Origin of the sequence: Rhizobium sp. H4, from assembly GCF_003013335.1 — a bacterium.
GTDB classification, from domain to species: Bacteria; Pseudomonadota; Alphaproteobacteria; order Rhizobiales; family Rhizobiaceae; genus Rhizobium; species Rhizobium sophoriradicis.
This window is the reverse complement of record NZ_PSOW01000033.1, coordinates 21,955-28,688: the sequence shown is the minus strand read 5'-3', so window position 1 is coordinate 28,688 and position 6,734 is coordinate 21,955. Positions and strand designations below refer to the sequence as shown.

The following is a 6,734-nucleotide window of genomic DNA, read 5'->3' as shown; positions in this document are numbered from 1 at the left end:
GCTCACCCGAGATCCGCTGTCTCCTTCAAAAATCTCCATGTTGGCAACTGTCCTTATGCATGGGAATAAGGACAGGGTCTGAACAATTTTACTCAATATTCACAGGCGGTCGCGCTCGGACGGATACCGAACGCGTACGTCGCGCCCTTCTTGTTCATAAACACGGGTGGCTCCGATGGGCCGGTGAAGCAGGCCTCCTGCATGATCAGCCAGAGTCGGGTAACGTGGGGATTCAACTGCTGAAAATAACGCGGCGAAAGCGGTACAAGGCGATGCCAAGGTAGACACTGCCAATTACGGCCGTCGTCACTATCTCCGACCAAACAATCGAAAAATCGGCGCCGCGATAAAGGACATCCTGAGCGAAAATTACAAAATGCGGCGTCGGGCTAATCACCTGCATGAGGTGATGGAGCCATACCGGCATGCTCTCCATGGGGGTGGTGCCTCCCGACAGCAGCATCATGACCAGCAACACCGGGATTGCCAGTAGACCGAACTGACCCATTGTGGCCGCTACCGTGCCAAGAAGAATGCCAAGCGCTGCGACGGTGAAGACATAAAAGCAGGAGCCGGCCAGAAACAGCAGTATCGATCCAGCGATCGGCACCTGAAGAGACCATTGTACCACAAACAGCAACGAAAATCCGGCGGCCAGCAGAACAACGATGCCGTTCGCCAGGATCTTGGAGAGCATGATCTCGGCCGGAACGACCGGCATCATAAGGAGATGCTCAACGGTGCCCTGCTCCCGCTCGCGAATCAGCGCCGCACCGGTCAGGATCACGGTGATCATGGTAAGATTGTTGATGACCTGCATTACAGAGGTGAACCATAGGTCCTTCAAGTTCGGATTGAACTTTGTGCGTGTGACCATCTTGATTGGTGCACCGGGGAATCCTTCGCGTCTCCCGGTGAACTCGGTAACATAGCTCTGGATGACGGTCTGGATGTAGCTCATCCCATTGAAAGCCTGCGCAGAAGCAGTAGCATCCACATTGATCTGAACGGAAGCCTGCCGCCCAGCAAGAATATCCGACTGGAATTTTGGAGGAAGTTCGATAACGAAAAGGAAGCGTTGCGATTTCATCGCTGCATCAATTTCTGGTGCTGCGATCTCAACGGCCGGCTTGAACGTGGGTGGTGTGAGGCCGTCTGCAATGCGCCGTGACAGATCCGAACGGTCTTCATCGACGATGCCAACTGATAGGTTGGTCGCTTCCGTCGATGCGCCCGTGGCAGCGGCGTAGACCGCAAAAGTGAAGATATAGGCAACAAGCACCAGCATAATGGGGTCGGCACGAATGCTGCGCAGTTCCTTGATCACCAACTCGAAGATGTTGGCCAGATGCAGTCGCAGCTTCGCCATTCTATTGCTCTCTGGTCGCTTCCGCCCTTGCGGTGCAGCTAGTCTCGTCCCATGGCCGCCGGCATCTCAGGTCTCCTGCTTCTGCAGCACCGCAATAGCGACAACGAGATAAGTGACGGCGAACGCCGCAAGCACAAGCGCTTCGAACCAGAGATCAGAAAACCCTAGCCCTTTGGTGAAGGCGCCGACACTGATCGGCTAAACCAGCCCGCCGGAAACAAGAGGCCAATCATCCTACCCTGGCCCGTGAGGGAGGACACGGGCACCAGCAGACCTGAAAAGTTCGCTGTAGGAATGACCGAAAGCACGGTCGTGGCAAAAACCGCCGCTACCTGTGTCCGAGTAAAGGTCGAGACAACTTGTCCGAAGCCGCAAGTCGAAAAGACATAGAGCAGCGCACCGATCGCGAGGGCTGCGAAAGAGCCCTTAACCGGTACGCTGAAAACAAAAAACGCCATTAACAGCAGGAGGGTGAATGTCAACATTCCGACGACGACATAGGGGAATTGCTTGCCGAAGAGGAACTCGAATTTGGTGATGGGAGTGGAGCGAAAATTGGCGATTGAACCTGTTTCCTTCTCGCGCACCACAGCGATGGTCGCCATGATTGACGGGATTAAAACCAGCATCATGACAATGACGTTCGGAACCATGGAAAAAACGCTCTTGAAAGCTTGGTTGTAGCGAAAGCGGTTTTCGATATTGACGCTGCCGAGGTAGACGTTGGCTGGGGCGCTGGGGCCAAGGCGCTCGCGCAGGAGGTCCTGTACGAAGCGCACCACCAGGCCGGTAACGTACCCTTTGGTTGTTTCGCCGCGGAACGGCATTGCGCCGTCGATCCAGAAGGCGACCTCAGGCGGGCGCAACCTTGCAAGATCGCGGCCGAATCCGGATGGAATTTCGACAACCACTGCCAGTTCCCCGCTCCGCATGCGTTGCTCCAGTTCGGCCGGGGAATAAATTGGAGGGCGTTCGGTAAAATAATGCGAGCCCCAGAAGCTTTCGAGCAAGCGCCGGCTTTCGGGCGTCTTGTCCTGATCGAAGGCAGCGTAGTTCAGGTTCTCTACGTCGAAGGTAATGCCATAACCGAATGCGCACATCAGAATGACAGGTCCGATGAAAGCGAACGCCAGCCGTATGGGGTCGCGCGAGAGCTCCATCGTCTCCCGCCGGGCATAAGCCCACAGGCGACGGGGATCGAATAGCTTTGAAGCACGCGATGCTGCTGGTTGCACGTTGGCCTGCGGCTTCGCTGCTGGCTTGATGGGTTGGTCTGTTGACCGAGCCGCGGGTGCAGCCTTCTTCGTTTCTCCCGGTTCAGCCGCGTCCTCAAGGCAAGAGATGAATGCGTCCTCGAGAGAAGCGCTCTTGCGCTCCTTGATGAGCTCCGTTGGCGAGCCGATAGCGAGAACCCGTCCTCGATGCATAAGCGAGATGCGGTCGCAGCGCTGGGCCTCGTTCATGAAGTGAGTCGACAGGAAAATAGTGACGCCATGATTGCGGGAGAGATCGGTCAGCGTTCGCCAGAAGGCATTCGCGGGCGACCGGATCGACGCCCGAAGTGGGTTCGTCGAGAACCAGGATCGGCGGCCGGTGAAGCACGGCCACCGCAAGCTGTAGCCGCTGCTTGATGCCCAGCGGCAGGCTTTCCGGCTTTGCATCAGGCATGTTTCTCAGATCGTAGCGTTCGAGCAACTCATTGATCCGTGCGTTGATCTCGTTCGGCGGCAAATGGTAGAGCCGTGCATGCAGATCGAGGTTCTGCCTAACCGTGAGCTCGGCGTAAAGGGAAAACGCCTGAGACATATATCCAATATTTTGGCGTGCCTCCATGTCGTCGGTGCCGATCGGTTTACCGAATAATTTGGCCGAGCCTTCGGAGGCCGGCAGCAGCCCAGTCAGCATTTTGATAGTTGTGGTTTTTCCGCAGCCATTCGAGCCGAGAAAGCCGAAGATTTCGCCGCGTCCGATGCGGAAGCTTACGTGGTCTACGGCGGCGAAATCGCCGAACCGCCGCGTAAGGCTTTCCGCCTCGATTGCCGGTGTCTTGTCTTGGGTCTCGACGCGCGGCCGCACGACCACCTCCTCGTGCAGGCAGCGCTTTTCCGGGGGAAGGAGCGCAATGAAGGCATCGTCGAGCGAAGTCTTTTGCGCTTTGGCGAGAATCTGCTTCGGTGTGTCATGCGCAATGACATTTCCCTCGTCCATGCCGGCGAGCCAATCGAACCGACTCGCTTCGTCCATGTACGCGGTCGCAACAATCACGCTCATCTGCGGCCGACGCGCACGGATGGAATCAATGAGTTCCCAGAACTGCCGTCGCGAAAGCGGATCGACGCCCGTGGTGGGCTCATCGAGTATAAGAAGATCTGGATCGTGCATCAGCGAGCAGCACAGGCTGGCTTTCTGCTTCATGCCGCCGGAAAGCTTGCCGCAGGGTCGATCTGCAAAAGGGTCAAGCCCGGTGGCTTTCAGAAGTTCATCGATGCGCGCGCGCCGCTCGGCTGCGGCTTGGCCGAACAGCCGTCCGAAAAAATCGATGTTGTCGAAAACACTTAGCGTCGGATAGAGATTGCGACCAAGCCCCTGCGGCATGTACGCAATGCGACCGTAGCTGGCCCGCCTATGGCTCTCATCCGCCATGTTTCCGTCTAGCGCCGTGACATGGCCGGTTTGAATCTTGCGCACCCCTGAGATGAGGGCGAGCAAGGTCGATTTGCCGACGCCGTCGGGCCCGATCACCCCCACCATGCAGTTGGAGGGAATATCGAGGGTTAGGTCGTTAAGCGCGAACGTTTTTCCATAGCGGTGAGTGACATGCTGGACGCTTGCAGCCATGGTCGTGCTCATTGCGGCAGCCTCACCGTCAGTTCTGGAGGCCAGGAGACTTTGGGATCGGTGCGGACAAACCCAAGCCCTCGCACCCCAGTCTTGACCTGGCGATGGTATCTATCAAGCATCTGAGAATCGCCTTGGAGCTTGACCCGGAACATCAGCTTCTCCCGCTCCTCGGACGTCTCGACGCTCTTCGGCGTAAACTGGGCTTCGGTCGCCACGAAGCTGATCGTTGAGGGAAACACATATTGGGAAATGGGATCTAGGATTACGCGTGCCTCGTCTCCTAGCCTGAGCTTGCCGGCGGCGTCCGCGGGCAGGTAGATCGTGAGGTAGACGTCGTTCAAATCAAGAACGGTCAGAATGCGTTGTCCTGCAGCGACGACCTCGCCCGCACGAGCGAGACGGTATTGCACCCGTCCACTTCTCGGCGAGACGAGCACGAGATCGACGAGAATTGACCGGAAACGTTCGACCTCAGATTCTGCTACTTCAATTGCGGACACGGCCTGATCACGCTGGGCGTTTGCAGCAACGTATGCAGCTTCTGCTGCTTCGAATCTGTTGCGACGTTGATCAACCATCTGCACCGATATATTCTTGTTTTGAAGTTGCTTCTTTGCGCGCTCATTGTCGGTTCTGGCGAAATCAAGATCGCTCTTGCGCTGTGCTATGAGCGCGTTTGCTTCAGCCAATGCCTGTTCGGATTTCAGGACTTGCGCTTGCGCACCGAGTAATTGTGCCTCTGTTTCCCGCGACGTGATGGTGGCGACGACCTGTCCAGCCGTGACTTCGTCGCCCTCGTCTACGGTCAAGGTCGCCAGCCGGCCGGGATATTTCGCCGCGACATCGACTTGCGTTGCTTCGATTCGGCCGTTCTACTTGACAACGCCCTCGGGCATCTCGCGGCCCCGCAGCCGCGCGATGAGGTTTTCCACCGCCGACTGCACTCGTTCGAGAGGGTTTTGTTGGTTCGATTGAGCCTGCGCTTTGACAATCAGTGGTTCTCCGAGCGAAAGGTCCGGCAACAACGCGACCGTCAACACAGAGACGGACACAAAAACAGCGCCTAAAACGCCACCGGTGAACGGTCGGAAAGACATTCAATTCTCCTTCGAGCGTGCCTATCACCGACAGCGCGAGTGCAAGACTGAAAGGCTTGGGCCGCGTTCGCCGAATCGATCAGGCGACGTTAGGATAGTCGCCAAGCGACCGCTCCCATTGATTCAGGTCAATTTGAAAACCTGGCCGCCGGAAAGGAGGCGCAGGATCTTGCGGAGTTTTTCGGATCCCAGCGTCGTCTCAATTCGATCCAGGAAGACGACTTGCGGCGGCGCGAGCAGAATTTTTGCAACGGTTAAGAGTTGCTGCTCGCTCAGCGAAAGCGACTTTTCCCAGCCTTGCTCCTGATCCAACCCGCCCGCCTGGTTCGCGACCCGCTCGAGATCAAGTTCGCGCAACACTTGGAACATTCGGTCGTCCGAAATTTCGCCTGCATTCTCCAGACGCACAAGAATCTCGCGCAACGTACTTGGAGGCAGATAGGGTCGTTGCTTGAGAAACACGATGTCGTCGGGACCAGGGCGAATTATGCGCCCCGTGCCGGGCGTCGGAATGCCCGCCGTCGCTCTGAACAACGCCGTTCCCGGAGCCTCACTAGGTCCGGTGAGTAACACGACGGTCCCGGGCGGGATAGATACCGACAACTCCTTCAGCAGAGGAGTGCCGTCTGATGACAGCAAGGATAGCCGCTCGTAAGCGAAACACCCTCCTTGCTCGACAATGTCGATGGCCGAAGGTTCGCGATTTTTCGATTGCCTCCAGTAAGGAGTTGAGCCGAGCGACCACCACGGCAAAGTTCGAGATAGACTGGAACTGGGTGACAATCAGCGAGAACGCGCCTACGAGCATCGCGAAGGCTGCGCCCGACTGTGTGATCATGCCAAGCTCGATGTCTCCTCTTATGAATGCCGGAGCAACGATTAAGGCCGGAATGATTTGGATTAGCCAGTTGTAGCCGGTGGTGAAGAACCCCACGTTGCGGTTGACAGCCGTAATGCGACGAAAGTTGGCGACCAAACGGTCAAGTCGATGCGACAAGAGAATTTGCTGTCGCCCCTCGCCGCGCTCCAGGATGATCGACTCGCCGTTTTCCCGAACATGAATGAGGCTGGAACGGAAGTTGGCCTCCTCGTCAAGTTGATCGTAGTTCAAATTTATCAGCGGCCGTCCGAGGAGAATCGTTAAATAAGATCCGCTGGCCGCATAGAGGACAGCCACGACAAACAGCAATGGGCTGATTGACCAAAGCACGCTGGAAAAGGCCACTATCGTCAGAGTGCCGTTAAACACCAGTAGGACAAAGGAGAGCGTGGTGCTGGTAAACGCGCGAACGTCATCCGCGATGCGCTGGTCCGGGTTGGCAAGTTGCCCCGAGACGTCAAGGTGGTAATAGGTACAATGCGTCGGACTGTGAATTCGCGCCAAAGCAGTGCCAGCCGGTCTTCGACAAATCGTGCGATGACCGAAA

5 protein-coding genes and 1 pseudogene are annotated in these 6,734 nt (G+C 56.9%); all 6 read right to left on the bottom strand.

Annotation, left to right across the window (positions count from 1 at the left end; translation table 11 throughout):
• Positions 1-232 precede the first annotated feature (232 nt).
• Positions 233-1,369 carry an ABC transporter permease gene (locus tag C4N04_RS30970; protein ID WP_106797742.1) on the bottom strand — a complete coding sequence of 379 codons (1,137 nt, stop codon included), beginning with the start codon at positions 1,367-1,369 and terminating at the stop codon, positions 233-235.
• Between the two features lie 66 nt (positions 1,370-1,435).
• Positions 1,436-4,219, bottom strand: a pseudogene (rbbA, locus tag C4N04_RS30965) (ribosome-associated ATPase/putative transporter RbbA).
• Complete coding sequence (locus C4N04_RS30960) at positions 4,216-5,073, bottom strand: HlyD family efflux transporter periplasmic adaptor subunit (RefSeq protein WP_280954378.1); 858 nt, start codon at positions 5,071-5,073, stop codon at positions 4,216-4,218. The pseudogene rbbA and the gene C4N04_RS30960 overlap by 4 nt, the downstream one beginning before the upstream one ends.
• A 9-nt stretch (positions 5,074-5,082) precedes the next feature.
• Positions 5,083-5,307 carry a hypothetical protein gene (locus C4N04_RS32425; RefSeq protein WP_245425685.1) on the bottom strand — a complete coding sequence of 75 codons (225 nt, stop codon included), beginning with the start codon at positions 5,305-5,307 and terminating at the stop codon, positions 5,083-5,085.
• Positions 5,308-5,430: 123 nt separating this feature from the next.
• On the bottom strand, positions 5,431-5,880 hold the full coding sequence (locus C4N04_RS32420) for a hypothetical protein (RefSeq protein WP_245425684.1): 450 nt from the start codon (positions 5,878-5,880) through the stop codon (positions 5,431-5,433).
• Positions 5,861-6,691: an SbmA/BacA-like family transporter gene (locus C4N04_RS32415; RefSeq protein ID WP_245425683.1), complete on the bottom strand. Its 831-nt coding sequence runs from the start codon at positions 6,689-6,691 to the stop codon at positions 5,861-5,863. The genes C4N04_RS32420 and C4N04_RS32415 overlap by 20 nt, the downstream gene beginning before the upstream one ends.
• Positions 6,692-6,734 lie beyond the last annotated feature (43 nt).